Origin of the sequence: Hydrogenophaga aromaticivorans (assembly GCF_013387465.1) — a bacterium.
Classification (GTDB): Bacteria; Pseudomonadota; Gammaproteobacteria; order Burkholderiales; family Burkholderiaceae_C; genus Hydrogenophaga; species Hydrogenophaga aromaticivorans.
Genome location: NZ_VYGV01000005.1, coordinates 17,661 through 41,751, shown reverse-complemented (window position 1 = coordinate 41,751; position 24,091 = coordinate 17,661). Strand labels below are relative to the sequence as shown.

Sequence of the window (24,091 nt, the reverse complement as noted above, 5' to 3'; positions counted from 1 at the left end):
AGCGGGGGAAGCGGCTGATTTTATTCCGCCGCGGGGGTGGGCATCTCGCGGGCCGCCTCGATGCACTCGCGCAGCGTCCGAGCGTCGCCCACCTGGTTGGCCAGCAGCAGGATCAGCCGGGCATTGAGCAGCTCGCTGTCTTCGCGGCTCAGGCCTTCATGGGCGTCGAGCAGCTGCTCGTAGAACGCATCGGCATCCTGGAAGTGGATCGCGAGTTTCATGGGGTTTCTCCACGCAGTCCGAGGCAACGCTCGATGGCCGATACCAGCTGTGCGTCGACCGACTCGCCGGTGGCGGCCAGATAACCATCCGGGCGCAGCAGCGCCCAGGCGTGGCCAAACACATGGCAGGAACCCTGCAGGTGGCCCTGGGGGTCGCGCACATGCTCCAGCGCCTGCGCCGTGGCGTCCAGGCCGAGCACCTGCACGCTGCGCACCGGCGCATCCAGGCACAGGCGCCGCAAACGTTGCAGCGCCGCGGCCGACAGATCACCAAACACCAGCACCAGCAGGCTGCCTGCGGCCCAGTCGAGCAGATCGTTGACACAGCCACGTGTACCGTCGGCCCAGGCGAAACGCACGTTCTGCACCGACAACCCCGCGCCGCTGCCAGCCCGGTAGGTGCAGGCGCTGGAGCGGCTGTAGGGGTTGGCCACCGCCATGCGGCCGGTGTTGATCAGGCTGCGTGCAAACGGGTATTGCCTGGCCAGCCCGATGGTGGCCTGGCGGAACAACCGCTCGACGCCGTCGGCTGGCCGCAGAAACCGCGCGGTGCGGTTGGTCACGCACACGTTTTGCTGCGCGGCCTCGATGCGTTCTTCGTTGTAGCTCGCCAGCAGGGAAGCGTCGGCCTGGCCCTTTAGCACGGCGGCGAGTTTCCAGGCCAGGTTGTCGGCGTCCGCAATGGCGGAGTTGCCCCCGCGCGCGCCAAACGGGCTCATGACCTTGGCCGCGTCGCCGATCAGGAACACGCGTCCATGGCGCATGGCGTGCACGCACTCGCTGCGGTAGGTGTAGGGGCCGACCCAGACAATTTCGATTTCCACGTCGGCACCGAAATGGCGCGCCAGCCGCTCGCGCACGGCCGATTCGCGGCTCACGGCTTCGGGGTCGCTGTCGGGCGCCATCTGGTAGTCGATGCGCCAGACCTCGTCGGCCATCAGGTGCTGCCAGACCGCGCGGTTCTCGTTGAAGGGCGCCTCGATCCAGGTGTGGCGCTCCACCGGCGGATGCTTGGAAAAGCGCACGTCGGCGATGCACCATCGGTCATCGCCCCGACGGGTGTCGAACGGCACCTGCAGCCATTGCCGCAGCGGGCTGTGCGCACCCGTGGCATCGATCACATGTTCGGCCTCGATGCGGTAGCGGCCCACGGGGGTCTCCACGGTGAGCGTGGCGCAGGCGTCGTTTTGCTCGAAGGCCACCAGGCGGTTTTGCCAGCGCAGTTCCACATGGCCGAGGGTGCGGATGCGCTCGACCAGATAGCCTTCGATGTAGAACTGCTGGATGTTCAGGAAGGGAGGCTGGCGCGAGAGGTGGAAATTGCCTTGCTGCTTGAGATCGAAGCTGAAGACTTCGTCCTCGCCCGCGAAGGTTCGCCCCACACTCCACTGCACGCCTTTGGCCACCACCCGCTCGTAGATGCCCAGGCGCTCAAAGATCTCCAGCGATTTCTGGGTGTAACAGATGCCGCGCGAAGAGGCGCCTTTGACGCCCACGGTGTTGTCTTCGTCGATCAGCACCGCCGCCACGCCGTAGCGCGCCAGCGAGCAGGCCAGCGTCAGCCCGGCGATGCCGCCGCCGACGATCACCACTGGATGTCGCACCAAGGGGCCGCCCTGCAATTCCGGGGGGGCCTCAAACGGGTATTCGGGCAGGTCGTAGCCTGCGCCACTGCTGAATTCGTATCCGTTGGAGGGAGCTGTTTCCCGGTATGTGCTCGCGCTGCCATTCATGAATGGGTCCTCTTCGGTTCTGTACACGGGCCATCATGCCCGGGCGGTCGTTGTTCAGGACCGCGAAAGTGATTCATCCCATGACAATTTGGTACCAAGCGTAACCGCGCCAGTTTGCGGGTTTCTGGCCGCGCTGTCGATGAGGTTGAGAACCATTATTCGATCTATCAAGTAGATAGCGATAAACAATGTGACACATAGGCCAGAACAATTAGACGGGGTCTGCCAACGGGCGTAAGGTGCCATCTGTCTCAACGGGGTGATCCGGCGTGGGCACCTTGTTGGGCGTTTCTTCAACCACGACAAGGAGATACCCCATGGCCGCATTGAAAGGCTCGAAAACCGAGCAATGCCTGAAAGACGCCTTCGCTGGCGAATCGCAGGCCAACCGCCGTTACCTGTACTTCGCGAACAAGGCCGACGTGGAAGGCCAGAACGACGTGGCAGCGCTGTTCCGTTCGACCGCCGAAGGCGAGACCGGTCACGCCCACGGCCATCTGGAGTTCCTGGAGCAGTCGGGCGACCCTGCCACCGGACTGCCCATCGGTCCCACGCGCAAGAACCTGGAATCGGCCGTCGCCGGCGAAACCCACGAGTACACCGACATGTACCCGGGCATGGCCAAGACCGCGCGCGAAGAAGGCTTCGACGAAATCGCCGACTGGTTCGAGACCCTGGCCAAGGCCGAGCGCTCGCACGCGAACCGCTATACCAAGGCGCTGAACGAGCTTGTGGACTGACTGAATGGGCCCACCCCCGCCGCGCTGCGCGCGACCCCCTCAAGGGGGCAACGCTGGCGGCCCGGCGGAGCCGGTTCCGCGGCGTTCTGGGCGCTTGCTCCGGACGCCGCTTTTGAAAAGGCTACATCGCTGTAGCCCTTTCAAAAGCCCACGATAACAACCCGCACAGACGAGGAGAAGAGACATGGCGACCGAAGGCAACCTGCAGGCTCCGACGCGGCACGCACTCGACTGGAAGGGGCCCGACTTCCACGACGAGGAAAAGTGCTTTGTCGAGCTGGAACGCATCTTCGACATCTGCCATGGCTGCCGCCGCTGCGTGAGTCTGTGCGGGGCGTTCCCCACCCTGTTCGATCTGGTCGACGAGAGCTCGACCATGGAGGTGGATGGGGTCGCCAAGACGGACTACTGGAAGGTGGTCGACCAGTGCTACATGTGCGACCTCTGCTACATGACCAAGTGCCCGTACACGCCGCCGCACGAATGGAATCTGGACTTCCCGCACACCATGCTGCGCGCCAAGGCCATCAAGTTCAAGAAGGGCGAGGTCAAGCTGGCCGAGCGCTTCCTCGCCTCCACCGATGTGCACGGCCAGTTCGCTGGCATTCCCGTCGTGGTGCAGGTGGCCAATGCGGTCAACAAGACCAAGGCCATGCGCAGCGTCATGGAAAGCGTGGCCGGGGTGGACAAAGACGCCTGGCTGCCCGAGCTGGCGACGAAAAAATTCCGCTCCGGTACGCCGCAGGCCACATCGTCCAACGTGGTCGATGGCGCGAAGACGCCGGGCAAGGTGGTCATCTTCTCGACCTGCTACATCAACTACAACGAGCCCGGTATCGGCCTCGATCTGCTGAAGATCCTGAACCACAACGCCATCCCGTACATGATCGTGGAGAAGGAAAAGTGCTGCGGCATGCCCAAGCTGGAGTTGGGCGACCTCGATTCGGTGCAGGCCAGCAAGGAAGCCAACATCCCGGTGCTGGCGAAGTACGCCAAAGATGGCTTTGCCATCCTGGCCGCGGTGCCGAGCTGCGCGCTGATGTTCAAGCAGGAAATCCCGCTCATGTTCCCCGACGACGCCGACGTGCAGCTCGTGAAGGAACACCTGTGGGACCCGTTCGAGTACCTCATGGCGCGCAAGCGCGACGGCCTCTTGAAGACCGAATTCCCGCAGCCGCTGGGCAACGTGAGCTACCAGATCCCCTGCCACGGCCGGGTGCAGAACATCGGCCGCAAGACCGAAGAAATGCTCAAGATGATTCCCGGCACCACGCTCAACACCATCGAACGCTGTTCGGGCCACGCCGGCACCTTCGGCGTGAAGAAGGCCTACCACCAGCAGGCCATGAAAATCGGCAAGCCGGTGTTCAAGGCCATGGCCACCATGCAGGACGGCGCGAAGCCCGACTTCATCAGTTCCGACTGCCCGCTCGGCGGCCACCACATCGCGCAGGGCTTTGAGGTCAATGGCCTGGGCGCACCCGAGCTGCAGCACCCGCTGAGTCTTGTGGCTCGCGCTTATGGGCTCAAGTAAGGAACACACCATGCAACTCACCGGACACATCACCCCCGACAGCCTCATGAGCCTGGAGGCCTACAGCAAGTGGCGCAAGGCGCACAAGCCCGAGGTCATCGCGCACCGCAAGCTGCGCAGCGTGCAGCTGGGCGAACACGTCAACCTGCAGTTCGAGAGCGAGATGACCATCCGCTACCAGATCCAGGAGATGCTGCGCATCGAGAAGATCTTCGAGGAAGAGGGCATCCAGCAGGAGATCGAGGCTTACGCGCCGCTGGTGCCGGACGGGCGCAACTGGAAGGCGACCATGATGATCGAGTACACCGACGCCAACGAGCGCAAGCGCGAACTGGCCCGTCTCATCGGTGTTGAAGACCGGCTGTTTGTCGAGGTCGAGGGCCACACCCGCGTCTACGCCATTGCCGACGAAGACCTGGACCGCGAAAACGACGAAAAGACCAGCGCTGTTCACTTCGTGCGCTTCGAGTTCACGCCCGCCATGTGCGCCGCCATCCAGGCCGGCGCGGCGGTCAAGCTCGGCTGCGACCACACCCACTACCCGGCCCACACCCAGATCCCCATGGAAACGCTGGCCAGCCTGGCTGGCGACCTGAAATAACCGGTCCCGTTGGTCATAATCGGGCTTCCTGCGGGAAGCCCTTTTTGTGTTTCCTCCCGCTGCGTCCACGACAACATGCTGTTCCTCATCTCCCCCGCCAAGGCGCTCGATCACGAGACGCCGCCGCACGTCAAGACCCACACCCAGCCGCTGTTCGTGAAACAGGCGGCCGAACTCATCGACGTGATGCGCGACAAGTCGCCGCAGCAGATCGCCGATCTCATGGGCCTGTCGGACCAGCTCTCGGGCCTGAACTTCGCGCGCTACCAGGCCTGGGTGCCGAAATTCACCGCGAAAAATTCCAAGCAGGCGGTGCTGGCCTTTGATGGTGATGTCTATGGTGGGCTCGACGCAAAGAGCCTGGGCGAGGCCGAACTCGACTGGTTGCAGCAGCACCTGTGCATCTTGAGCGGCCTCTACGGCGTGCTGCGCCCGCTTGACTGGATGCAGCCCTACCGGCTGGAGATGGGCACGCGCCTCGTCACGCCCAAGGGCAAGAACCTCTACCAGTTCTGGGGCAGCCAGATCGCCGACTACCTCAACCAGAGGGCGCGCGCCGACAAGAGCCCGGTCGTGATCAACCTCGCCAGCGAAGAGTATTTCAAGGCGGTGGACCGCCGTGTGTTGCAGCCGCGCGTGGTCAGCTGCGTGTTCGAAGAGCGCAAGGGCGACGGCTACCAGATCATCAGTTTCTTCGCCAAGCGCGCGCGCGGCCTGATGGTGCGCTACGCGGTGAAACACCGCGTCACCACGCCCGAGCAGCTCAAGGGGTTTGATCTGGACGGTTACCGTTTTGTGGCCGCCGCGTCCGACACCGACCGCCTGGTGTTCCGCCGCGAACAGAAGCCTTGACCCATGGCAGGCGGAACCATGGTGCAAACCATCACCCCCGAGCTGCGCCGCTGGATCGTGGAGCAGACCGTCGCCGGCTTTTCGCCCGAATCGGTGCTGGATGCCATGGTGAAGGTGGGCTGGCGGCAGGAGCTGGCGGCCGCTGCGCTGGAAGACAGCTTGCGCGAACACCGGCGGCAACGCGGGGATGGCCGAGGTGCCGGTGTGGCGCCGGTGGTCGTGCCCGCGCGGTCCCAGGCGGTCGCCGCGCGCCTGCCCAAGATCAGCCTGTCGCCCTCCCTGTTGTGCCTGGACGCTGGCGACCGCCAGGTCCGTGTGCTCGCGACGCTGTCGCTGCCGCGGGTGGTGGTGCTGGGCGGGCTGTTGAGCGACGAGGAGTGCGAAGCGCTCATCGATGCGGCCCGTCCGCGCCTGGCGCGCTCCCTCACGGTGCAGACCCAGACCGGGGGTGAAGAACTCAACCCCGACCGCACCAGCAACGGCATGTTTTTCACCCGCGGTGAAAGTGAGCTGCTGCGCCGCATCGAGGCGCGCATCGCCCGCCTGGTGAACTGGCCGCTGGAAAACGGTGAGGGCATGCAGGTGCTCAACTACCCGGTGGGTGCCGAATACAAACCGCATTACGACTACTTCGACCCGGCCGAGCCGGGCACGCCCACGATCCTGCAGCGCGGCGGGCAGCGCCTCGCCACGCTGGTGATGTACCTCAACGAGCCGGCCGAGGGCGGCGGCACCATCTTCCCGGACGTGGGGCTCGAGGTGGCGCCGCAACGCGGCAACGCCGTGTTCTTCAGCTACGACAAACCCAGCCCGATCACCCGCACGCTGCATGGCGGTGCGCCCGTGGTGCAGGGTGAAAAATGGGTCGCGACCAAGTGGCTGCGCGAACGCGAATTCATCTGAACCGATCTTTCATGAACCTCCCCGAACATTCCCAGCTCGGCAAGGCCTCGGCCTACATCGACCAGTACGACGCGTCGTTGCTGTTCCCCTTGCCGCGCGAAGCGAAACGCCGCGAGATCGGTATCACCGGCAGCATCCCGTTTCTCGGCGCTGACATGTGGACCGCGTTCGAGCTGAGCTGGCTGAATGCGCGCGGCAAGCCGCAGGTGGCGCTGGCGCACATCACCGTGCCTTGCGAGAGCACGCACATCGTCGAGAGCAAGTCGTTCAAGCTCTACCTCAACAGCTACAACAACACGCGCTTCGAAAGCGCCGACGCCGTGCGCGAACGCATGCGCCACGACATCAGTGCGGCCATCTGGCACGGCGGACCGGTGCAGACGACCGCAGGTGTGCGCCTGCTGATGCCCGAGCTGTTTGATTGCGAACCGGTGCGTGAACTCACAGGCCTGTCGATCGACCGCCTCGACGTCGAGTGCAGCCTGTACCAGCCTGCGCCGGAGCTGCTGGGCGCCGCTTTCAACGAACAGCCGGTGACCGAGACCCTCACCAGCGACCTGCTCAAGAGCAACTGTCTGGTGACCGGTCAGCCCGACTGGGGCAGCGTGCAGATCAGCTACAGCGGCCCGCAGATCGACCAGGCCGGCCTGCTGCGCTACATCGTGAGTTTCCGCAACCACAACGAGTTCCACGAGCAGTGCGTCGAGCGCATCTACATGGACATCATGGCGCGCTGCAAGCCCACCAAGCTCATGGTCTACGCGCGCTACACGCGCCGCGGCGGACTCGACATCAACCCCTGGCGCAGCAGCCACCCGCAGCTGCCGCCAGCGAACGTGCGCACCGCGCGGCAGTGAGTGGGTCGCTCTCTCAGAGCATCTTCTGAATGAGCGCACCCTTGAACAACACCGGTCCGGTCGGGCCGGTTTCGCTCGGCACGCCGCCTTTCGGCTCCAGGCTGATCGCCAGCGCCGGCACTTCGCGCACGTCGCGCTGGTCGGCCGCCAGCTGCAGCAGTTTCTCCTGACTCAGCACGCCCAGTGAACGCGGTGCCGCGCCGGGCGGCAGCGCCCAGAGTTGCAGGGACTTGTCGGCCGCCTCCTGGTAGCCCCCCACGCGCTGCAGCGTGAGACGGCCGTTCTTCGGGTCGAAGGTCACCAGCATGGATGCGCTGGCCTGCTCGTCGTTGAGCACGGCCACGTATTCGATCTGCGGTTGCGCAGACAGCTGGGCCTGCAGCTCACCGATCTGCGCGCCCATCTCATCGCGCAAGCCCACAGCCGTGACGACCGCCAGCACGGTGGCCAGTGCGCCGGCCGCGGTGGTGCCGCGCCACAGCGCCAGGCTGCGCAGCCAGCCGCCCGGAGTGGGTGGCGCTTTCGCTTCGTGCGCGGCGGCCATGGCCACCTGCTCACGCTCTGCCTGCACCAGGTTGTGGATGCGGGTCCACACCACCGGCGACGGTTCGACGGGGGCCTGCAGCTCGTTCATGCTGGCCACGCGGCTTTGCCAGATGAGCGCGGCCGCGCGTACCGGTGCCTGTTCGCGCGCCAGCGCTTCAAAACGGCGGCGCGCACCACCGCGCAAGCTGCCCAGCGCGTAGGCGCTGGCCAGACGGTCCAGCAGTTCAGGGTGTTGGGGCAAGTTCATGCAAATCCTGCCATGCATTGGCGCAGCTGGTCCAGCCCGCGGCGTATCCAGGTTTTCACCGTGCCCAGCGGCAGCTTGAGCTGTTGCGCCAGCTCCCCGTGGCTCAGGTCGCGCAGGTAGGCCAGGCTCACCACCTCGCGCTGCCTGTTCTCCAGCCGCCCAAGGCATTGGTGCAGCGCCCAGGCCTGCTGGCTGGCGAGACTGGTGTCCATGGGATTGGGGGAGTTGCCTTCGAGCGTGTCGGCCATGGCCTCGTCGATTTCATCGGTCAGGTGTTCACGCTCGGCCTTGCGGCGGCGCAGCAGGTCCAGCGATCGGCTGCGCACGATCAGGCCCAGCCAGGCCATGGGCGGGCTCAACGACGCGCGGTAGTCGGGTGCGGTGCGCCAGATCTGCAGAAAGGTCTCTTGCAGCGCGTCTTCGGCCCACTCGTTGTTGCGCACCACCCGCAGCGCGAGACCGTAGAGCTTGCCCGAGGTCTGGTCGTACAGCGCTTTCAGGGCGGGCTCGTCGCGCCGGGCCACGCGGTCGATCAGGGCCATGAGTTCGTCGTCGGGTTGGTCTCGCATGCGCGCATTGTGCGGGAGCGCCCGACCCGCCGTGGACCACAGGGTCTTGAACGGGGCCAAGCCGATCATCATGGCCGCCGCCGGCGGGGCTGCACCTGGGTGGGCACGCTCAGGGCGGTGAGCGGCGTCACGTTGAGCGCGGTGGGTGCGGCCTCGACCAGCTGGTCGGTGTGCCACACGCGCAGGCGCGCCGCGCCTTCGGGCACGCCCTGCAAAGTGGCCACACCCGCGGCGTCGGTCCTGACGGCCCAAGGCGAGTCGGTGACAAAAAGGAAGCCGCGCATGGAGCCGTGGATGTGGCAACCCAGCTGCAGCGGGCCCGCCTGGCCGAGCGTCACCTCGGCACTTTCGGGCGGCTGGCCGTCAGCCTTGCCGCCCAGCCGCAGTTCAAAGCCCGCGCCCGGTCCGGCGCTGAGCCCGGCGAGGCCTGCGGGCAGGCCGCGCACATGGTGTTCCCAGTCGTCGAGGTTGGTGAAGCGCACGCGCGAACCCACCGGCACCAGGGTCAGCGCCGGATCGAACCGCATCTTCTGCTGGGTGATCGTCGCCTGCACTGGCGCGGGTGCCGGCGGCTTGGTGCCGTTGACCGGCTCGACCAGCACCACGGCGTCGGCCAGCGGCTGGCCATCGCGCGCGAGCAGGGTGATCTGCACCGTGGCAGCCTGGGCCGCACCCGCGAGCAGCGCGAGCGCGGCAGCCGCAACGCCTGACAGGACCCGGGCTTTCATCGCGTGTTCACCACGTCGCGGTGCATCGGCGCGAGCAGCGCGAGCAACTGGTTCTGGCGCGTGAACGGGATGCCGCGCGCGTCCATGCTCACTTGCAGTACTTCCACCAGCGCATTGAAGTGGCTGCGCGTCACGTCCATCTCGGCGTGGGCCTCTTTCATGTCGGGGCCTTTGTAGACGCAGGGGCCGCCCGCGAGCTGGCAGACCTGGTCGGTCAGCTGCTTGGACAGGTTGTCGAGCTTCGTATCCTTGAACTGCTCGCCGATGCGGGCATCGGCCTTCAGGCGGATCACGAAGTCGTCCATCAGGGCGCGGATGCCGGCCTGTTCGCCAAAAGCCTGGTACAGGCCGGGCGCGGGCGCCACCGGGTAGGCAGAGGCGGGCGTGGCTTTCTGGAGAGCGACCATGCTCTGGGCCAGGGTGTGGCCGCTGCCCAAGGCGAGCAGCGTGAGGGCGGTGGCGGTGATGAGGTGTTTCATGGGGGTCTTCAGGGGGTGATGGGATGGGGGATGCTCAGAAGGCGATCTGTGCCGAGAGGTACACGCCGGTCTGCTTCTTGTTGCCGGTGGTGGCGGGCACGATGCGGCCCAGGTCCACGTAGGCGGCGGTGAGCGAGACGTTTTTGCTGGGCGCCCAGGCGATGAAAATGTCTTTCCAGTCGTCGGCACGCAGGCCGTCGCCCAGGCCCGCGGCGGCGCCCGCGCGCTGCAGCTTGTTGGGCATGGCGCGGTACTCAAAACCCACGGCCACGTTCTTGCTCAGCAGGTAAGCCACCGACAGTTCGGGCATGAGCTGATAGCCGTTGTCCGCGCCGCCCAGCCGGGCGCCGAAACCGAGCAGGCCGTTCTGGTTGGCCTGGGTGGCGCGCAGCGTGCCGTTGACCAGCACGCCCTGGGCGAGGAAGAGCTTGGTCGCACTCACGTACAGGTCCACGCCGTCGCGTTGGGCGCCCAGTGCGTCGAGCGTGCCATCGAGCCCGCTGGAGCGCAGGCGTTTGGCCTGGACACCCACGGCGATCTGCGGCATCAGCGAGTCGCTGTCGAGCACAGCGTCGCCGGCCACGCGCAGCTTGGCGCCCAGGATGTCCTGCTTCAGGTGCAGGCCCGGCAGACCGAGCAACGTGCCGGTGATGCCGGTGTCGAAATCCTGATGGCCGAAGGAGAGCTCCAACCGGTCGTTGAAGCCCACGGCCACGCCCGCCGCGGTCAGGCCGTGGTCCCGGGTTTCGACTCGGCTCAGGTAGGCCGACACGCCTTTTTCGCCCTCGGTGGCCTGGCTGCCGATCACGGCCCAGGGGCTGATGCCGCCGCCGGCCGCGCCTTCCACCGTGCTCACGCCGCCGGTGAGCAGCAGCTTGCCGGTGTCGGCCTGGGCCGGCACGGCGGCGAGCAGGGCTGCCGTAGCGGCCAGGGCCAGCAGGGTGGTCGATGGGGCCTGGCGGCGACGGGTCTCGGTGAGGTGATTCATGGGGTGGTTCATCGCTTGGTTGGGGTGAGGTGGTTGCTGTGGGGCGCCGTTGCCTGTGCAGCGTCTGCACAGCTGGCCCACCCACTACGCAACCCGGCGCCTCGTGGATTCAGCGACTTGAATCACCTCAAAAATTTGTGGGTTTCTGAATCCACCCGTTGGGGCGTCTGCGTACCCGGGGTGTCGGCAGCGCTGGTTCCATCCGATCAGCACCACCGGCCCCACGACAACCGAACCCACCCCTCCTCAAGGAAACACCACCATGTCACGCATCACCACCGCATCCACCTCGCTGATCGCCGCCACCCCGTCACGCCGCTCCTTCATGGGCACCGGCGGCGCTCTCTCTGCCGTCGCTGTGGCCCTGCTCGCCGGCAAAGACGTCATGGCCGCCGGCATGAAGGGCGACATGACCAAGGATGTGTCCATCCTCAACGTCGCGCTGGGCCTGGAACACGAAGCCATCAACGCCTACCAGCTCGGCGCCGGCAGCGGCCTGCTGCAGAAGCCGGTGCTCGACGTGGCCGTGCAGTTCCAGGGCCACCACAAGACCCACCGCGACGCGCTCATCGCCACCATCCAGAAGCTCGGCGGCAAGCCGGTGGCCGAGATGAAGCTGGAGGAATACGCCAGGGCGCTCAACGCTGCTTCGCTGAAGAGCCAGGGCGACGTGCTCGACCTTGCGGCCCGCCTGGAGCTGGGCGCGACCAACGCCTACCTGAGCGTGATCCCCGCGCTGGGCGACCGCGAACTCGCCAAGGTGGCCGCCCGCCTGGCCGCCGACGAGACCATGCACTTCACGGTGTTGAACAACGCCCTGGGCCGCTCGCTGCCACCGGGCGCGTTCTCGTTCGGCGCCTGATTCGCGCGTCTTCCGGGCCGGGGCCGCCTGGCCGGCCCGGCTTTTTCGTTGTCACACCTGTTTTTCTTTTCAACCGCCACGAGGAGTTTTTCCATGTTCATCAAAACAACCCTGGCTGCCGCCGCAGTTCTTGCCCTGTCTGCCTGCGCCTCCAACATGAGCGCACCGGCCATGGCGTATTCGCAGGCCGGCCTGCCCGCCACCGTGCAGGTGCCCGCCGGTCACAAGGTCGCCATGGAAACCGTGGGTGTGGGCCAGATCACGTACGAGTGCCGCACCAAGAAAGACATGGCCGGCCAGTTCGAGTGGGTCTTCGTCGGCCCCGACGCCAAACTGATGGGCCGCAACGGCCAACAGGTCGGCAAGTACTACGGCCCGCCCGCCACCTGGGAGAGCATGGACGGCTCCAAACTCACCGCCACCCAGCTCGCCGTGGCGCCCGCCATGGCCGGCAGCATCCCCCTGCAACTGGTGAAGGCCAACCCGGCCATGGGCATGGGCGCCATGCAGGGCGTGAGCTACATCCAGCGCGTGAAGACGCAGGGCGGCGTGGCGCCGGCCATGGCCTGCGATGCGGCCAAGATGGGCAGCAAACAGATCGTCAACTACCAGGCCGACTACATCTTCTGGAGGCCCGTGTGACACCCCCCGCGCCGCTTCGCGGCACCCCCCTCCAGGGGGGCGGCACTGGCCGTCTGGCGGAGCCAGCCCGGCGGTGCCCTTGGGTAGGCGGTGCTTCGTGCGAAGGGGTGTGGATCCCACGCAAGCCAGGGCTGTATGACATCAGATTGAGCGGCAGAAACCTTCGAGCAGGTTGACCGCGTTGACGCCGACCTCGGCCACCGCGTAGCCGCCCTCGAAGACGAAGACCGTGGGCACGCCGGCCGCCGCGATCATCCGGCCCACGGTGTCGTAGTCCTCGCTCTTGAGGGTGAAACCCGAGATCGGGTCGCCCTCGAAGGTGTCCAGCCCCATGGGCACCACCAGCGCGTCGGCGTTGAAGTCGTCGATCGCGTCGATGGCGGTGTCCAGCGCCGCACACCAGGCTTCGAAACCGGTGCCGCGCGGCAGCGGCAGGTTGAGGTTGAAGCCCAGTCCTGCGCCGGCGCCGCGCTCGTCCGCATGGCCGAGGAAGAAGGGGTATTCGGTGGCCGGGTCGCCGTGGATCGACACCGTGAGCACGTCGGCGCGTTCGTAGAAGATGGTCTGCGTGCCGTTGCCGTGGTGGTAGTCCACGTCCAGCACCGCCACGCGCTGCTGGCCGCCGTCGCGCAGCGTTTGCGCCGCGATCGCGGCGTTGTTCAGGAAGCAGTACCCACCAAAGAAGTCCGGCCCCGCGTGGTGGCCGGGCGGACGTGTGAGCGCGAACGCGCTGCGCGCACCGCCCAACACCTCGCGCGCTGCGGCCAGCGCACAGGCCGCGCCGCCACGCGCCGCCGCCCAGGTGCCCGCCATCAGCGGCGAACCCGAGTCGAAAGAAAACAGGCCCAGGCGCGCCGTAAAATTCTGTGGCAGCACGTCGGTGCGGAAGGCGTGGCGGTTGCCCAGCGGCCAAACCGAGGGCAGGGCATCGCGCTGCGCGTTCGCCGGATCCATGGCGACCCACTCGTCCCAGGCGCCGGCCAGGAAAGCGGTGTAGCGCGCGCTGTGCACGCCGGCGATCGCCGTGTCCAGTTCGGCATCGCTGATCCCGGGTGTGAGCAATTCGCCCAGCGGCCGGCGCTGCAGCTCGGTCAAGACAAAGTCCAGCCGCGCCGGCACCTCGTGGCACGGCACCATCCGGCCGCGGAACATCTCTTCGCGCCCCTGGTGCAGGGCGTGGTGGGGGTTGTGGAAGGTTTTCATCTCCGGCAGTTTCGCATGGGGCACATCAGCGGTCAGCACCACTTTCCCAGGGGATGATCGGTACCGAACGGTCGGGCGCCACAAAGCCAACTACGATGCCCTCCAGGCACCAGACGTGGCCTGCACGCGCTCATGCTTCTTGACCAGAGCACCCCACATGACGACCCTGAGCCTTCCCCGCTCCCGGCAACTGATCGGTCTTGCCGGTTGGCTGACGCTGTGTTTCTCCACCGCAGGCGTGGGCGCGGTTGCCTCTGTGAACGCCAAGGCGTTCTACAGCGGACTCGCGCAACCTTCCTGGGCACCCCCGGACTGGCTGTTCGGTCCGGTGTGGACGCGGTTGTTCGCCATGATGGCGGTCGCCGCCTGGCTGGTGCTCTGGGGGCTGATCGCACTCACCTGCGCTGCTTTCTGGAGCATCCGGCCTCTGGCGGGCGCGCTGCTCTTGCCTTACCTGGCCTGGGTGGCATTTGCGTCCTGTCTAAACTGGACACTTTGGCAGACCAATCCCGCGTTGCTGGGGTGATCCCCGATCCAACGCACGACTCTCAAGTCGTCCCGATTTCCTTTCACCCTCCGAAGGAGCACCCATGTCATCCGGAAAAATCCTCGTCGCCCAGGGCGGCGGCCCGACCGCCGTCATCAACCAGTCGCTCGTGGGCGTGGCGCTGGAGGCGCGGCGCTTCCAGAACGTGAAGCTGGTCTACGGTGCGCGCCACGGCGTGCGCGGCATCGTCGATGAAAACTTCGTGGACCTCACCCAGGAGACCAGCCACAACCTCGAAGCCGTGGCGCGCACGCCGGCCTCGGCGCTGGGCTCCACGCGCGACAAACCCGACCTGAAGTACTGCCAGGAAATCTTCAAGGTGCTCAAGGCGCATGAGATCGAGCACTTCTTCTACATCGGCGGCAACGACTCGTCGGACACCGTGCGCATCGTGAGCGAAGAGGCGCGCAAGGCGAACTACCCGCTGCGTTCGATCCACATCCCCAAGACGATCGACAACGACCTGGTGGGCAACGACCACACGCCGGGCTTCCCCTCGGCGGCGCGTTTCGTGGCCCAGGCTTTTGCCGGCGCCAACCTCGACAACGCTTCGTTGCCCGGCGTCTACGTGGGCGTGGTGATGGGCCGGCACGCGGGTTTCCTCACCGCCGCGTCGGCGCTGGGCAAGAAGTTTCCGGACGACGGCCCGCACCTGATCTACGTGCCCGAGCGCGTGTTCGAGATCCCGAAGTTCCTCGCCGACGTGAAGGCCATGTACCAGCGCCACGGCCGCTGCGTGATCGCGGTGAGCGAAGGCATCCACGACGCATCCGGCCAGCCCATCATCACGCAGCTGGCGAAAGACGTGGAGAAGGACGCGCACGGCAACGTGCAGCTCAGTGGCACCGGCGCGCTGGCCGATCTGCTGTGCGAAGAGATCAAGAACAAGCTGGGCATCAAGCGCGTGCGCGGCGACACCTTCGGCTACCTGCAGCGCAGCTTCATCGGCTGCGTTTCCGACGTGGACCAGCGCGAGGCGCGCGAGGTGGGCGAGAAGGCGGTGCAGTTCGCCATGTGGGGCAAGGTCGACGGCTCGGTGGCGATCAAGCGCACCGGCTTCTACTCGGCCGACTACGAGCTGCTGCCGCTGGAAGCGGTGGCCGGCAAGACGCGCACCATGGAAGACGAGTTCATCACCGCCAGCGGCACGGATGTGACCGATGCCTTCCGCCTCTACCTGCGCCCGCTGCTCGGCTCGGACATGCCCGACGCCTACCGCCTGCGCTACAACCCGGTGGCCAAGGTGCTGAACCAGGGCTGATGGTCGGATTCATATCGCGCTGATTGGGGCTTGGTCTCTTGTGAACGGTGGCGGGGGCTGATAGTCTGTTGTCCAGCCGAAGCACCGCCAGCGCGGCTGGTGCGTGGCGCACGTCCTGCCCTCTGTGACCCTGTTGTCAGAAAGCGAGCGAACCGTGAAATCTGCCATCCTCCCCACCTTCCGTTTCCCCCAGGGCACCTGCATCGCCCAGGCGCAGCCCCACATGGGCGTGCCCGTGACGCTGAGTTCCCCCGGGCGAGCGGTCATGACCGATCTCACCCATGTGCGCGCGGCCACCATCGCGCCCGACATGGGCCTGAACGAGGCGCGCCAGACCATGATCCACCAGGGGGTGCGCCTGCTGTTCGTGGTCAGCGAGATCCCCTGGATGGACGGGCTCATCACCTCGACGGATCTGGAGGGTGAACGCCCGATGCAGGTGATCAACCAGCGCGGCGTCCGCTACGAAGACCTGACCGTGGCCGACGTGATGTCGCCCCTGGGCCAACTGGATGCGATCGACCTCGACGACCTCGCGCACGCCACCGTCGGCAAGGTGGTGGCCACGCTCAAGCATGTGGGCCGTCGCCACATGCTGGTGGTGCAGAAGGGCGAGAACGGCCAGGGTCCGCGGGTGCGCGGTGTGTTCTCGCAAACGCAGATCGAGCGCCAACTGGGCAAGCCCATCGACGTGATTGAAACGGCGAGCAACTTCGCCGAAATCCGGGTGTCGCTGGCAGCCTGAAAGCGCGCGGACCGGCCGCCGCAGGCTTCAGCCCAGTGCCTTGAACGACTGCAACGCCGAGAGCGGCGTGAAGCTGCCGGCGCGCTTTTCCTTCATGGCGGTGATGGACTCGCGCACGTGCGCGTTGCTCCAGATTGCGCCCTGCAACCAGCCCATCTGGCGCAGGCTGTCTTCCACCGAGTGGTCGCGCGCGTAGTTCACGGCCTGTTTGGTGCCCCAGATCGCGATCGGCGGCTTGCTGGCGATCTCTTTCGCGCATTGCAGCGCGGCGGCCAGCATCGCCTCCGCCGTGTCGAACACCTCGTTCACCAATCCGTAAGCCAATGCGCGCTGCGCCGGCAGGCGGCGGCCGGTGTAGGCCATTTCCTTCACCACGGCGAACGGGATCAGCTTGGGCAGGCGCTGCAGCGTGCCCACGTCGGCCACCATGCCGATGTTGATTTCCTGGATGCAGAAGAAGGCGTCGGCCGTGGCGTAGCGGATGCAGGCGGCCGTGACCATGTCCACCGCGCCGCCGATGCAGCCACCCTGGATGGCGCAGATCACCGGGAAACGCAGGGCCTCGATCTTCGTGAACGTGGCCTGCATGTCGGTCAGCAGGTCGAAGATGGCGGCGCGGCCTTCGGGGCTCTGGTCGTCCATGGCGATGGCGCCGCTGAACGTCTCCAGCGCCATGCCGGCGCTGAAGTGTTTGCCCGTGCTGCTGATGACCAGCGCGCGCGCCGTGCCTTCGGTGTGGAGCTTCGTCAGCACCTCGTCCAGCTCGCGCCAGAAGGTGGGGTGCATGGTGTTCATCGCCTCGGGGCGGTTGAGCACCAGGTGGGCGACGTGGTCTTCAGTCGAGCTCAGGAAAAAGCAGGTCGGTGTGTTCATCGGAGGCCTTGTCTCTGGCGGTTCGGGTGGAATGGCTTTCACTGTAGCCCGAGGCTTGTTCGCCTTCTGTCCCGGGCTTGACCAGCTTGCCCACGCGCACGCCCAGCAGACGGATGCGGCGGGTCAGATCCACACGCTTGAGGCACAGGCCCGCCTGGCGGCGGATGGTGGCGGCGTCGGCGGTGAAGTGATCGATCGTCACGTCGCGCGTCACGCTCTGGAAATTGTCATACCGCAGCTTGATGCCGATGGTTTTGCCCGCATAACCCTTGCGCTGCAGGTCGTCGGCCACCTGTTCGCACAGCCGCGTGAACACCGCGCCCAGCTCGGCGCGGTCGCGCACCGCGTGCAGGTCGCGCTCGAAGGTTGTTTCGCGGCTCATGCTCACCGGCTCGCTCTCGGTCACCACCGGGCGGTCGTCGCGGCCCCAGCTCACGGCGTGCAGCCAGGCGCCGTAGCTCTTGCCAAAGGTCTCGATCAGCCAGCCGGGGTCGCGCGCCGCCAGCTCGCCGATGGTGTGGATGCCATACCCCTGCAGCTTCTCATCGGCCTTCGGTCCCACGCCGTTGACCTTGCGGCAGGGCAGGGGCCAGATCTTTTCCTGCAGGTCATCGGGCCAGACGATGCTGATGCCGTTGGGCTTGTTGAATTCGCTCGCCATCTTGGCGATGAGTTTGTTGGGCGCCACGCCGATGGAGCAGGTGATGCCGGTCGCCTGGAAGATGCTCTTTTGAATGAGCCGCGCCAGCACGCGCCCGCCCTCGCGCTGGCCGCCGGGCACGTGGGTGAAGTCGATGTAGACCTCGTCCACACCGCGGTCTTCCATCACCGGCGCGATCTCCAGGATGGTGCTTTTGAACAGGCGCGAGATGCGGCGCACTTCGTCAAAGTCCACCGGCAGCAGGATGGCTTGCGGGCAGAGCTTGGCCGCCTTCATGAGCCCCATGGCCGAGCCCACGCCGAACTGGCGCGCCGGGTAGGTGGCGGTGGTGATCACGCCGCGCCCGGTGTAGCCGGAGAGGCGGGGGAAAAATTCGAGCGGGATGCGGCTCAGGTCGCCGTCCGACCAGTCGCGTTCCGGGTAGGCCTCGCGCAGGCGGGCCAGCACATCGTCCTCGCGCCGCCGCCCGCCACCGATCACCACCGGCAGGCCCTTGAGCTGCGGGTAGCGCAGCAGCTCCACCGACGCAAAAAACGCGTCCATGTCCAGGTGCGCGATGCGCCGGGGCAGCGGGTCGGTCGGGTGGGCGGGAGCGGTCACGGCGCCAAGCATAGCGCTGTGGCGGTGCAGCGCTGCGGGCTAAGATGGCCGATCAGAGCAGCGCCGTCGCGCCGCCGTTTTCCGGGAGCACCAACATGAACACACTGTCCCGCCTGATCGCCGCCCTGCTCGTGGGCGCGGGCATCGCCGTCGCCGGGTTTTCGGTGAGCCAGGGCCTGGAGCGCTTCCGCATGTCGGACCGCTCGGTCACGGTCAAAGGCCTGGCCGAGAAGGATGTGGAGAGCGATTTCGCCATCTGGACACTGAGCTTTCGCCGCGCCGGCAACGAGTTCGGTACCGTGCAGCAGGCGCTGGCCGCCGACCGCGAAAAGGTGCTGGCCTTTTTGAAGGAGCGCGGATTCACCGACGCCGAACTCGAAGCCCGGCCGCTGCAGGTGCAAGACCTGATGGCGCGCGACTACGCGCAGGGCAATGTGCCGTTCCGCTTCAACGGCAGCGGCCAGGTGCTGGTGAAAACGAACCGGGTGGCCGACGTGGCCAGCGCCGCGCTGGCGGTGGACCCGCTGATCCAGGGCGGCATCCAGCTCGGGGGCGACGGCGAAGGCGCCAGCGGCCCGCGCTACCAGCTGCGCGGCTTCAACGACATCAAGGCCCCGCTGCTCGCCGAAGCCACGCGCAACGCCCGCGAGCAGGCCGACAAGTTCGCCGCCGAAGCCGGCGCCAGCCTCGGCCCGCTGAAGAACGCCAACCAGGGCGCGATCCGCATCACCGGCACCGACGGCAACGACTTTGATGACGGCAGCTCGCGCAGCAAGCGCCTGCGCGTGGTGAGCACGTTCGAATACGAGCTGGAGTGAGTCACCCCCGCCGCGCTTCGCGCGACCCCCTCAAAGGGGGCAACCCGATGCGGCCCGGCAAAGCCGGTTCCGCCGGGTTCTCGGTTCGGGCATGTCGCGCCGGAGATGCCCTGGGCTGCACCGCTTCATGTGTCGGGGTGGTGCTCCGGAGCCTGGAAATCTGAGGTGATCGGTCGCAGGCAGGCCACGCCGGGCTGAACGGGCTCAGCCGGTGGGGCCTGCATCGGTGGCAGGCATCTCTGCCTTCACCGCGTCGCCGTCCATGTCTCCGGGAATGCCGGACCAGTTTTCCCAGCCCGGGCCGAAGGTTTCGATCGGGTGTTGCGTGCGTTCCGATCCGTTGCCGCACAGCAGGGCATCGGCGGCGCAGAAGCGGTCGCAACCCCAGCAGTTGCGCTCCGGGTGGGGCGGGTTGACGGGGAAGCGTTTGGCCAAGGGGCGGATCAGATCGACTTCACCACCAGCCAGCCCTTGAACAGCCACGGCAGGCTGGGGCCGGTGCCGGCGGGCACGCCGCCTTTGTTCTCGGCGCTGACGGCCAGCTCGGTCACACCTTGCAGATCGGCCTCCTTCACCGGCATCTGCAGCGTCTTGTATTTGCTCTCGATCACGCCCAGCGAACGCGGTGCGGCGTCGCCCACGATGGCCCAGACCTGCATGCTGTCTTCACGGCCTTCTTTCACGTCGTTGAGCCGCTGCAGCAGCAGCGCTCCGTCCTTGGGGTTGTAGGTGGCGAGCATGGCGGGTTTTTGCTGGTTGTCCAGCAACAAGCTCACCTGGCGGATCTGCGGCACCTCGACCAGCCGGGCCTGTGCGTGCTGGATCTGCGCCTGCAGCTGCGTCATCATGCTGCTGTGGGCCGCCCAGCCGATCAGCAGCACCAGCAGCAAAAAAATGGCCAGTGCGCGCCACCAGGGGCTGACGCGGCGATCGGAAATTTCGGAGGAGTTGATGGATGTCATGGCTGTGGCGGTTTTCTTTTTCCCATCCAGGTGAAGTGGGATTACCATCGGCCCCTTTTCGGGAGCTTCAGGCACGCGCATTCTCCCACGCACCCCACGCTAGACGACTTCGCTGCGATGTCCATCAACGAATCCGACCAAACCATCACCGACTGGCCCGACAGCGGGTCAGAGGTGCCCACGCTGCCCGTTGGCCGCCTGGTGTATGCCAGTGTGTGTCTGGTGCAGGAGGCGGTGCTGGACGAGATGCGCCGCATCCGCGACCACGCTTTGGCACACAACGGGCCGGAGGGTATTCGTGTGGCGCTGCTGTACATGAGCGGCTGGTTCGTCGAATGGATGGAAGGACCGGAGGGCGCGATCCAGGCGCTGTTGCAACGCGTGGCGCAGGATCCACGGCATCAGGGGATCAAGGTGGTTCACCGCAGCGTGGGGCGGCCCCGGCTGTTCCGCCCCTGGATCGGCGCCATCGTGCAGACGCCCGAACGGCCCGACGCCTTTGGCCTGCGTGTGTTCGAGCAGCTGGACCGCTTCGAGTCGGGCCAGGTGGTGGACCCGGCCAGCGTGTGGCTGGCGCTCTGCTCGCCGGCCGTGGCCGCCATGCCGACACCCTTGGGCCAGTACCCCCGGATCATGCTGCTGTCGGCGCGAGGCGCCCGAGCGTTCGACCTGATCACCTGGCTGGCGCGCGTGCAGCGGCAGCCCCTGGTGCGTCGCCGCTTCGCTGGCGCCGCCGACGATGCCCCCGACGTGGAGAGCGACTACCTTGACCTGCCTGCCCATGGTCGGCAGGGGCTGCGGCTGATCGCGAACGCCCGCAAGGGGCTGGCCATGGGCATGACACACGCATTCCTGCCCGACTACACGGCGGTGGTGGTGCTGCTCGACCAGGATGCGACCGCCAACCAGCGCATCGTTGATCGGGTGCTGGCGGCCTGCCGCCAGGTGCACCATTTGCCCACCATCGTGGGACTGGGAACGCAAGCGGAGCTGACCACCGACCTGATGGAACAGGTCGAGCGCCAAGGGCTGGCCTGGTGCGTGGCCCGCACGCGCACGGGCAGGCCCGATCTGGAGGACTACTGGGCGGCCTTGCTGCCAGCGCTGAACGCGCTGGAGTGAATGGACACCCCCCCGTCGCTTGTTCGCTGCGCGTAACCGCTCCGCCCCTCAAGGGGCAGCGCGAGTGGCCCGGCGGAGCCGGTTCCACCGCGCTCTGGGTTTGGCACGTCGCTCCGGCTAGACCCTCAGGCGGCCTTGGGAAACGTTCCTGGCAGCAGGATGCTCTGGTCCACGTTCTGGATGTTGGTATGGCCGCAGAAGGCCATGGTGATGTCGAGTTCCTTGTGGATGATCTCCAGCGCTTTCAACACGCCTTCTTCTCCCATGGCACCCAGGCCGTAGACCATGGCGCGGCCGATCATGGTGCCGCGTGCGCCCAAGGCCCAGGCCTTCAGGACGTCTTGCCCGCTGCGGATGCCGCCGTCCATCCACACCTCGATCTGGTCACCCACCGCGGCCACGATGGCGGGCAGTGCTTCGATGCTGCTGGGCGCACCGTCTAGCTGGCGGCCGCCGTGGTTGCTGACCACGATGGCATCGGCCCCGCTGGCGACGGCCAGCTTGGCGTCTTCCACGTCCATGATGCCCTTCAGGATCAGCTTGCCGCCCCACTGCGCCTTGACCCAGGCCACGTCTTCCCACGACAGCGTCGGGTCGAACTGCTCGTTGGTCCACGAGGCCAGCGACTTCATGTTGGTCACTGCCTTCACGTGGCCCACCAGGTTGCCGAAGCTGTGGCGGCGCGTGCCCGCCATGCCGAGGCACCAGCGCGGCTTGGTCATCAGGTTGATGATGTTGGCAATGGTCGGCTTGGGCGGCGCGGTCAGGCCGTTCTTCAGGTCCTTGTGGCGCTGGCCGATCACCTGCAGGTCCAGCGTCAGCACCAGCGCGCTGCACTTGGCCTTGCGCGCGCGCTCGATCATGCGGGCCATGGACTCGCGGTCGCGCATCATGTAGAGCTGGAACCAGAACGGCGCCGTGGTGTGCTGGGCGATGTCCTCGATCGAGCAGATGCTCATGGTCGAGAGCGTGAACGGGATGCCGAAGCGTTCGGCCGCCTTGGCCGCCTTGATCTCGCCGTCGGCGCTCTGCATGCCCGTCAGCCCCACGGGCGCGATGCACACCGGCATCTTCACGGCCTGGCCCACCATCGTGGTGGCCGTCGTGCGGTTCTCCATGTTCACCGCCACGCGCTGACGCAGCTTGATTTTCTGGAAATCGTCGCTGTTGGCGCGGTAGGTGCTCTCGGTCCAGGAGCCGGAATCGGCGTAGTCGTAGAACATGCGCGGCACGCGCTTTTGGGCCAGCACGCGCAGGTCTTCGATGGTGGTGATCACGGTCATGGGGTTTGTCTCCGGGGTGGCGATGGGTGAACTGCCCGCGATGTTAGCGAGGCCGACCGGAAAAGGCTTGTGAAAGCGGGACAGAGGGGTTTGAAATTTCTGATGCCCCAACCGGTGGATGTCGCCGTGCTGAACCGCCTTGGAGGCGTCAGGTGCCCGGCGTATCATGATTTGGCTGGGAGCCCACGCACCGGAGGAACACCATGAAGCACCGTTTTTCGAAGCACGCCGTTCAAGTCCTTCAACCCCTGGCGGCAGCCGCCACACTGGCGCTGGCGCCTGTGGTGGCGCAGGCGCAGACGGCGCCCACGCAGTTGTGGGTTGACCTGTCCACCTCCACCATGACCGGCATGCCCGAGATGTTGCAGGGCGGTGTTGGCGGCATGATCGGCGGACTCTTCGGCGGCGGTCGTGGCGGTGGCGGTTCGCAGACCTACGGCCACGCCAGCGGCCGTTTCATCCAGCAGGGCAGCGGACCCAGCCTGACCGGCGCCTTCCCGCCCAACCGCGTGATCGACCTCGCGCTTTACAACCCTCGCAAACCCGGCACCGAGGCGGTGCTCGCGATCCCGCCGACCATGGGCATGGGCGAGCAGCTGCCGCTGGTGCCGCCCAGCCCGAGTTTCAAGGAGCCGGGTGACAGCGCTCCCGGCGAGGTGCCCGAGGTCAAGGGCCGCCTGCTGGTGTACTGGGGTTGCGGCGACAAGGTGCGCCCCGGCCAGCCCAAGGTGATCAACCTCGCCAGCAACCCGGCGCAGTGGGCGCCGGTGCTGGCCGGGCGGCACGCGCCCGAGCGCGCCGCCAAGGTGGGTGCGCAGCACGCGCTCTACCCCAACGAGAAGAACACCGTGAACCCGAAGGCCGACACCTCGCTCGTGGGTGAACACCAGGTGCGCGGCGAAGGCGTGCCCGGGTCCATGCGCTTCCAGCTGGCCGAGCGGCAGGACCTCATGTCCGCCATCCGCCTGCAGAGCCAGGGGCAGCTCACGGAGAGCATCCAGCTGAGCTGGCTGACCGTGCCGCGCGCCCACGCCTACCACCTGCACGCCATGGGCGCGGTGGGGCAGGACATGGTGCTCTGGTCCAGCGCCGACAACGGTGACGCCGGGCTCGGCCTGTTCGACTACCTCACCGAAAGCACCAGCGCCAAGTGGGTGAAAGACAAGGTGCTGCTGTCGCCGGGCACCACCGAGTGCGCCGTGCCGCAGGGCATCTTTGCCAGCCCGGGGGGTGAGGCGGGCGGCGCCATGTTGCGCATGATCGCCTACGGCCCCGAGAGCCACCTGAGCCACCCGGCGCGCCCGGCCAATGCACCCAAGTCCTGGCAGCCGGAGTGGACGGTGCGCGTGCGCACCAAGAGCCAGACCATGGCCATGCTGGGCGTGGACATGGGGGGCATGGCCGGCGGCAGCGAGAGCAACAGCGCTCCCGCCGAGGCGCCGGAAGAGAAGCCCTCGGGTCTGCCCGGCGCGGCCGGCAGCATCCTGCGCGGCATCTTCGGCCGCTGACCCGGC

The 24,091-nt window shown here is 66.8% G+C and carries 27 protein-coding genes; 14 read left to right on the top strand and 13 right to left on the bottom strand.

The genetic code is table 11. From position 1 onward, the window contains the following. Positions 1 to 20: 20 nt before the first annotated feature. On the bottom strand, positions 21 to 221 hold the full coding sequence (locus F3K02_RS04055) for a DUF2783 domain-containing protein (protein WP_177133587.1): 201 nt from the start codon (positions 219 to 221) through the stop codon (positions 21 to 23). Next, positions 218 to 1,954 (bottom strand): FAD-dependent oxidoreductase, encoded by a 1,737-nt coding sequence (locus tag F3K02_RS04050; RefSeq protein ID WP_177133585.1) that lies wholly within the window; start codon positions 1,952 to 1,954, stop codon positions 218 to 220. Before F3K02_RS04050 ends, F3K02_RS04055 begins: the two co-directional genes overlap by 4 nt. 317 nt (positions 1,955 to 2,271) lie before the next feature. On the opposite strand from F3K02_RS04050, the gene F3K02_RS04045 reads away from it, so the two are divergent. The 6 genes from F3K02_RS04045 (at position 2,272) to queF (ending at position 7,441) form a co-directional block, all read left to right on the top strand. Further along, entirely contained in the window at positions 2,272 to 2,694 is a 423-nt protein-coding gene (locus F3K02_RS04045; protein ID WP_177133584.1) for a rubrerythrin family protein, read from the top strand. A gap of 184 nt (positions 2,695 to 2,878) precedes the next feature. After that, positions 2,879 to 4,228 (top strand): (Fe-S)-binding protein, encoded by a 1,350-nt coding sequence (locus tag F3K02_RS04040; RefSeq protein ID WP_177133581.1) that lies wholly within the window; start codon positions 2,879 to 2,881, stop codon positions 4,226 to 4,228. A gap of 10 nt (positions 4,229 to 4,238) precedes the next feature. Beyond that, positions 4,239 to 4,829, top strand: coding sequence for a DUF3501 family protein (locus F3K02_RS04035; RefSeq protein WP_177133579.1), 591 nt, complete (start codon positions 4,239 to 4,241; stop codon positions 4,827 to 4,829). A gap of 75 nt (positions 4,830 to 4,904) precedes the next feature. Further along, entirely contained in the window at positions 4,905 to 5,681 is a 777-nt protein-coding gene (gene yaaA, locus F3K02_RS04030) for a peroxide stress protein YaaA (protein ID WP_177133577.1), read from the top strand. Between the two features lie 3 nt (positions 5,682 to 5,684). Continuing rightward, positions 5,685 to 6,584, top strand: coding sequence for a 2OG-Fe(II) oxygenase (locus F3K02_RS04025; RefSeq protein ID WP_177133575.1), 900 nt, complete (start codon positions 5,685 to 5,687; stop codon positions 6,582 to 6,584). 11 nt (positions 6,585 to 6,595) lie between these two features. Beyond that, positions 6,596 to 7,441, top strand: coding sequence for an NADPH-dependent 7-cyano-7-deazaguanine reductase QueF (gene queF, locus F3K02_RS04020; protein WP_177133573.1), 846 nt, complete (start codon positions 6,596 to 6,598; stop codon positions 7,439 to 7,441). 13 nt (positions 7,442 to 7,454) lie between these two features. Here queF and F3K02_RS04015 read toward each other — a convergent pair whose 3' ends face one another. The 5 genes from F3K02_RS04015 to F3K02_RS03995 form a co-directional block, all read right to left on the bottom strand. Next, complete coding sequence (locus F3K02_RS04015; protein ID WP_177133571.1) at positions 7,455 to 8,234, bottom strand: anti-sigma factor; 780 nt, start codon at positions 8,232 to 8,234, stop codon at positions 7,455 to 7,457. Continuing rightward, positions 8,231 to 8,803 carry a sigma-70 family RNA polymerase sigma factor gene (locus F3K02_RS04010; protein WP_246309166.1) on the bottom strand — a complete coding sequence of 191 codons (573 nt, stop codon included), beginning with the start codon at positions 8,801 to 8,803 and terminating at the stop codon, positions 8,231 to 8,233. Before F3K02_RS04010 ends, F3K02_RS04015 begins: the two co-directional genes overlap by 4 nt. A 68-nt stretch (positions 8,804 to 8,871) precedes the next feature. Continuing rightward, on the bottom strand, positions 8,872 to 9,531 hold the full coding sequence (locus tag F3K02_RS04005) for a cupredoxin domain-containing protein (RefSeq protein ID WP_177133569.1): 660 nt from the start codon (positions 9,529 to 9,531) through the stop codon (positions 8,872 to 8,874). Beyond that, positions 9,528 to 10,010 (bottom strand): group I truncated hemoglobin, encoded by a 483-nt coding sequence (locus F3K02_RS04000; RefSeq protein WP_177133567.1) that lies wholly within the window; start codon positions 10,008 to 10,010, stop codon positions 9,528 to 9,530. The genes F3K02_RS04005 and F3K02_RS04000 overlap by 4 nt, the downstream gene beginning before the upstream one ends. A 34-nt stretch (positions 10,011 to 10,044) precedes the next feature. Then, entirely contained in the window at positions 10,045 to 10,998 is a 954-nt protein-coding gene (locus F3K02_RS03995; RefSeq protein WP_177133565.1) for a DUF3034 family protein, read from the bottom strand. 262 nt (positions 10,999 to 11,260) lie between these two features. On the opposite strand from F3K02_RS03995, the gene F3K02_RS03990 reads away from it, so the two are divergent. Both F3K02_RS03990 and F3K02_RS03985 read left to right on the top strand, forming a co-directional pair. After that, positions 11,261 to 11,860, top strand: a complete 600-nt coding sequence (locus F3K02_RS03990) for a ferritin-like domain-containing protein (protein WP_177133564.1) — start codon at positions 11,261 to 11,263, stop codon at positions 11,858 to 11,860. Positions 11,861 to 11,953: 93 nt separating this feature from the next. Beyond that, positions 11,954 to 12,502, top strand: coding sequence for a DUF3455 domain-containing protein (locus tag F3K02_RS03985; protein ID WP_177133562.1), 549 nt, complete (start codon positions 11,954 to 11,956; stop codon positions 12,500 to 12,502). Between the two features lie 141 nt (positions 12,503 to 12,643). On the opposite strand, the gene F3K02_RS03980 is transcribed toward F3K02_RS03985, so the two are convergent. Continuing rightward, a complete protein-coding gene (locus F3K02_RS03980; RefSeq protein ID WP_177133560.1) occupies positions 12,644 to 13,705 on the bottom strand; it encodes a histone deacetylase family protein in 1,062 nt (353 codons plus the stop codon). Between the two features lie 157 nt (positions 13,706 to 13,862). On the opposite strand from F3K02_RS03980, the gene F3K02_RS03975 reads away from it, so the two are divergent. The 3 genes from F3K02_RS03975 (at position 13,863) to F3K02_RS03965 (ending at position 16,258) form a co-directional block, all read left to right on the top strand. Beyond that, positions 13,863 to 14,231, top strand: a complete 369-nt coding sequence (locus tag F3K02_RS03975; RefSeq protein ID WP_177133558.1) for a TspO/MBR family protein — start codon at positions 13,863 to 13,865, stop codon at positions 14,229 to 14,231. Between the two features lie 64 nt (positions 14,232 to 14,295). Continuing rightward, positions 14,296 to 15,513 carry a 6-phosphofructokinase gene (locus F3K02_RS03970; RefSeq protein WP_177133556.1) on the top strand — a complete coding sequence of 406 codons (1,218 nt, stop codon included), beginning with the start codon at positions 14,296 to 14,298 and terminating at the stop codon, positions 15,511 to 15,513. A gap of 154 nt (positions 15,514 to 15,667) precedes the next feature. Next, positions 15,668 to 16,258, top strand: a complete 591-nt coding sequence (locus F3K02_RS03965) for a CBS domain-containing protein (protein ID WP_177133554.1) — start codon at positions 15,668 to 15,670, stop codon at positions 16,256 to 16,258. 27 nt (positions 16,259 to 16,285) lie between these two features. On the opposite strand, the gene F3K02_RS03960 is transcribed toward F3K02_RS03965, so the two are convergent. Together F3K02_RS03960 and F3K02_RS03955 are read right to left on the bottom strand one after the other, a co-directional pair. Then, positions 16,286 to 17,131, bottom strand: a complete 846-nt coding sequence (locus F3K02_RS03960) for an enoyl-CoA hydratase-related protein (protein WP_177133552.1) — start codon at positions 17,129 to 17,131, stop codon at positions 16,286 to 16,288. Next, positions 17,094 to 18,404: a Y-family DNA polymerase gene (locus tag F3K02_RS03955; RefSeq protein WP_177133550.1), complete on the bottom strand. Its 1,311-nt coding sequence runs from the start codon at positions 18,402 to 18,404 to the stop codon at positions 17,094 to 17,096. The genes F3K02_RS03960 and F3K02_RS03955 overlap by 38 nt, the downstream gene beginning before the upstream one ends. A gap of 83 nt (positions 18,405 to 18,487) precedes the next feature. Between F3K02_RS03955 and F3K02_RS03950 the strand changes: the two genes are divergently transcribed. Then, positions 18,488 to 19,210 (top strand): SIMPL domain-containing protein, encoded by a 723-nt coding sequence (locus F3K02_RS03950; protein WP_177133548.1) that lies wholly within the window; start codon positions 18,488 to 18,490, stop codon positions 19,208 to 19,210. Between the two features lie 204 nt (positions 19,211 to 19,414). On the opposite strand, the gene F3K02_RS03945 is transcribed toward F3K02_RS03950, so the two are convergent. Together F3K02_RS03945 and F3K02_RS03940 are read right to left on the bottom strand one after the other, a co-directional pair. Continuing rightward, positions 19,415 to 19,645: a DUF3079 domain-containing protein gene (locus F3K02_RS03945; RefSeq protein WP_177133546.1), complete on the bottom strand. Its 231-nt coding sequence runs from the start codon at positions 19,643 to 19,645 to the stop codon at positions 19,415 to 19,417. A gap of 8 nt (positions 19,646 to 19,653) precedes the next feature. Further along, positions 19,654 to 20,172 (bottom strand): anti-sigma factor, encoded by a 519-nt coding sequence (locus F3K02_RS03940; protein WP_177133544.1) that lies wholly within the window; start codon positions 20,170 to 20,172, stop codon positions 19,654 to 19,656. A 117-nt stretch (positions 20,173 to 20,289) separates the two neighbouring features. Between F3K02_RS03940 and F3K02_RS03935 the strand changes: the two genes are divergently transcribed. Further along, positions 20,290 to 21,294: a BLUF domain-containing protein gene (locus F3K02_RS03935; RefSeq protein ID WP_177133543.1), complete on the top strand. Its 1,005-nt coding sequence runs from the start codon at positions 20,290 to 20,292 to the stop codon at positions 21,292 to 21,294. A gap of 125 nt (positions 21,295 to 21,419) precedes the next feature. On the opposite strand, the gene F3K02_RS03930 is transcribed toward F3K02_RS03935, so the two are convergent. Further along, positions 21,420 to 22,577, bottom strand: a complete 1,158-nt coding sequence (locus F3K02_RS03930) for an alpha-hydroxy acid oxidase (protein ID WP_177133541.1) — start codon at positions 22,575 to 22,577, stop codon at positions 21,420 to 21,422. 203 nt (positions 22,578 to 22,780) lie between these two features. Here F3K02_RS03930 and F3K02_RS03925 point away from each other — a divergent pair, with 203 nt between their 5' ends. Further along, on the top strand, positions 22,781 to 24,085 hold the full coding sequence (locus F3K02_RS03925; RefSeq protein ID WP_246309165.1) for a hypothetical protein: 1,305 nt from the start codon (positions 22,781 to 22,783) through the stop codon (positions 24,083 to 24,085). Positions 24,086 to 24,091 lie beyond the last annotated feature (6 nt).

Excerpts from the sequence above, each read along its gene's own strand:
- F3K02_RS03975 (WP_177133558.1), top strand. The coding sequence starts at position 13,863 with ATGACGACCCTGAGCCTTCCCCGCTCCCGGCAACTGATCGGTCTTGCC.
- F3K02_RS03925 (WP_246309165.1), top strand. The coding sequence starts at position 22,781 with ATGAAGCACCGTTTTTCGAAGCACGCCGTTCAAGTCCTTCAACCCCTG.
- F3K02_RS04050 (WP_177133585.1), bottom strand. The coding sequence starts at position 1,954 with ATGAATGGCAGCGCGAGCACATACCGGGAAACAGCTCCCTCCAACGGA.
- F3K02_RS04035 (WP_177133579.1), top strand. The coding sequence starts at position 4,239 with ATGCAACTCACCGGACACATCACCCCCGACAGCCTCATGAGCCTGGAG.
- F3K02_RS03960 (WP_177133552.1), bottom strand. The coding sequence starts at position 17,131 with ATGAACACACCGACCTGCTTTTTCCTGAGCTCGACTGAAGACCACGTC.
- F3K02_RS03940 (WP_177133544.1), bottom strand. The coding sequence starts at position 20,172 with ATGACATCCATCAACTCCTCCGAAATTTCCGATCGCCGCGTCAGCCCC.
- F3K02_RS04005 (WP_177133569.1), bottom strand. The coding sequence starts at position 9,531 with ATGAAAGCCCGGGTCCTGTCAGGCGTTGCGGCTGCCGCGCTCGCGCTG.
- F3K02_RS03935 (WP_177133543.1), top strand. The coding sequence starts at position 20,290 with ATGTCCATCAACGAATCCGACCAAACCATCACCGACTGGCCCGACAGC.
- queF (WP_177133573.1), top strand. The coding sequence starts at position 6,596 with ATGAACCTCCCCGAACATTCCCAGCTCGGCAAGGCCTCGGCCTACATC.
- F3K02_RS04045 (WP_177133584.1), top strand. The coding sequence starts at position 2,272 with ATGGCCGCATTGAAAGGCTCGAAAACCGAGCAATGCCTGAAAGACGCC.
- F3K02_RS03930 (WP_177133541.1), bottom strand. The coding sequence starts at position 22,577 with ATGACCGTGATCACCACCATCGAAGACCTGCGCGTGCTGGCCCAAAAG.
- F3K02_RS04025 (WP_177133575.1), top strand. The coding sequence starts at position 5,685 with ATGGCAGGCGGAACCATGGTGCAAACCATCACCCCCGAGCTGCGCCGC.
- F3K02_RS03985 (WP_177133562.1), top strand. The coding sequence starts at position 11,954 with ATGTTCATCAAAACAACCCTGGCTGCCGCCGCAGTTCTTGCCCTGTCT.
- F3K02_RS03955 (WP_177133550.1), bottom strand. The coding sequence starts at position 18,404 with ATGCTTGGCGCCGTGACCGCTCCCGCCCACCCGACCGACCCGCTGCCC.
- F3K02_RS04040 (WP_177133581.1), top strand. The coding sequence starts at position 2,879 with ATGGCGACCGAAGGCAACCTGCAGGCTCCGACGCGGCACGCACTCGAC.
- F3K02_RS04055 (WP_177133587.1), bottom strand. The coding sequence starts at position 221 with ATGAAACTCGCGATCCACTTCCAGGATGCCGATGCGTTCTACGAGCAG.
- F3K02_RS04015 (WP_177133571.1), bottom strand. The coding sequence starts at position 8,234 with ATGAACTTGCCCCAACACCCTGAACTGCTGGACCGTCTGGCCAGCGCC.
- F3K02_RS03990 (WP_177133564.1), top strand. The coding sequence starts at position 11,261 with ATGTCACGCATCACCACCGCATCCACCTCGCTGATCGCCGCCACCCCG.
- F3K02_RS03950 (WP_177133548.1), top strand. The coding sequence starts at position 18,488 with ATGAACACACTGTCCCGCCTGATCGCCGCCCTGCTCGTGGGCGCGGGC.
- F3K02_RS03995 (WP_177133565.1), bottom strand. The coding sequence starts at position 10,998 with ATGAATCACCTCACCGAGACCCGTCGCCGCCAGGCCCCATCGACCACC.
- F3K02_RS04010 (WP_246309166.1), bottom strand. The coding sequence starts at position 8,803 with ATGCGAGACCAACCCGACGACGAACTCATGGCCCTGATCGACCGCGTG.
- yaaA (WP_177133577.1), top strand. The coding sequence starts at position 4,905 with ATGCTGTTCCTCATCTCCCCCGCCAAGGCGCTCGATCACGAGACGCCG.
- F3K02_RS04000 (WP_177133567.1), bottom strand. The coding sequence starts at position 10,010 with ATGAAACACCTCATCACCGCCACCGCCCTCACGCTGCTCGCCTTGGGC.
- F3K02_RS03980 (WP_177133560.1), bottom strand. The coding sequence starts at position 13,705 with ATGAAAACCTTCCACAACCCCCACCACGCCCTGCACCAGGGGCGCGAA.
- F3K02_RS03970 (WP_177133556.1), top strand. The coding sequence starts at position 14,296 with ATGTCATCCGGAAAAATCCTCGTCGCCCAGGGCGGCGGCCCGACCGCC.